This is a genomic window from Microseira wollei NIES-4236, from assembly GCF_020521235.1.
Classification (GTDB): domain Bacteria; phylum Cyanobacteriota; class Cyanobacteriia; order Cyanobacteriales; family Aerosakkonemataceae; genus Microseira; species Microseira wollei.
Genome location: NZ_BLAY01000436.1, coordinates 1 through 1,435, shown reverse-complemented (window position 1 = coordinate 1,435; position 1,435 = coordinate 1). Strand labels below are relative to the sequence as shown.

Annotated in this window: 2 protein-coding genes and 1 pseudogene; 2 read left to right on the top strand and 1 reads right to left on the bottom strand. The window is 43.6% G+C overall.

Going from position 1 to position 1,435, the window contains the following annotated elements:
- Positions 1-124 precede the first annotated feature (124 nt).
- Positions 125-939 (top strand): annotated as a pseudogene (locus MiSe_RS49080) (RNA-guided endonuclease InsQ/TnpB family protein); the annotation flags it as partial.
- An 85-nt stretch (positions 940-1,024) separates the two neighbouring features.
- Positions 1,025-1,204 (top strand): zinc ribbon domain-containing protein, encoded by a 180-nt coding sequence (locus MiSe_RS49075; RefSeq protein ID WP_307731698.1) that lies wholly within the window; start codon positions 1,025-1,027, stop codon positions 1,202-1,204.
- Between the two features lie 42 nt (positions 1,205-1,246).
- Here MiSe_RS49075 and MiSe_RS49070 read toward each other — a convergent pair.
- A partial coding sequence (locus MiSe_RS49070; RefSeq protein ID WP_226594810.1) for a hypothetical protein occupies positions 1,247-1,435 on the bottom strand: 189 nt, incomplete at its 5' end.

Sequence of the window (1,435 nt, the reverse complement as noted above, 5' to 3'; positions counted from 1 at the left end):
ATAAACAGGTACATGGAAAGGGTCTAAATGTTGAGCTTGCAGGAGCTTGAGCCGAATGATGCGAAAGTGTCACGTTCGGTTCTTAGGGGAGGGAGACAAGGCGACTTGCTCTCCCTTACCCGACTACATCACTATATGTCTAGAAGATGTAACAGTTCCTAGAGTTACTCCAGACACCATCGCTCCCAATTGGGATAATTCTATGGGTTTAGATGCAGTACTGCATGAAGATGTTTATCTGGCAACTTCAGAAGGTGAATTATTACCATCATTTAAGCCATTACGTCGCAATCAAGCCAAACTAGATCGAATCTCCCAGAAGCGCAATAAACGAAAACGTGGTTCTAGATGTCGTCGTAAGTTGGCGAAACGGGAATCCAAGCAACATCAGCGCATCGCTCGTTCCCGTAAGGACTTCCAGTATAAAACTGCTCACAAGGTTGTCAGCGAGGGTAAAAAGTTCTTCTTTCACGAAGATTTAAATCTCAGAGGTCTATCTAAACGAAATTCCCCCAAACAAGATGAAAATGGTAAATATTTACCTAACGGACAGTCTGCTAAATCGGGATTAAATAAATCCTGGATAGATGCCGATGAGAGGTCAATTTTTTCAACTACTGGACAACATAGCCGCAAAAGCTGGAGCAGTAGTTATTTCTCAAAATCCTGCTTATACCTCAATGGTTTTGTGCTATCGGAATGAAGTGATTTTTACCGATACAAGTATCAGAAATTATTGGGATGAGCAACACTCTTTGATGGTCAATCGCGATATCAATTCGGCGATTAATTTGAAGAGACTAGGGCCCTAGCATTTTCCCTAGTATAAAACGCCGTAGTGGGAATCTGACTATAGTTGGAACTATAGATAATAGTACCACGAAGGAAATCTTGCATACCCTTGATCGGGCTTCAAGAAGCCCTCACCATACCTGTTAAGGTTGGTGAGGGAGTATGTCACCTTTTTCAATTAACGACGCCAGTTGGTATCTATTCAGACAGTGGACCCTTGTATTTTGCTATAGTGTTCGGACGTACTGCCGTCGCTGTTTCCCCACGATATACAAGTCAAAAGTGCAGTAATTGTGGGGTAAAAGTTAAAAAGTCTTTGTCAACTCGTACCCACATTTGTAGCTGTGGATACGTGGCACATAGAGACACAAATGCAGCGATAAATATTTTAAATCTTGCTGGAGCAAGCTAGGGACGGGCAGTCCCGAAGTAACGCGCTCCGGACTTGAAGCCTCTACGCTACTTGGCGAGAGCCTGGTAGAGCAAGTTTCGAGGAAGAGTACAGAATCCCCGTGTCTTTAGGCAGGGTGCGATCCGTGAGCCAGAAATGAGAGAAATACTCAAGGATTGGCGGCAAGTCGTACACAAGGAATGACAAACATTCCATCTGTACCTTGACAACTTGTTGTTCGTGTAGGTGTAA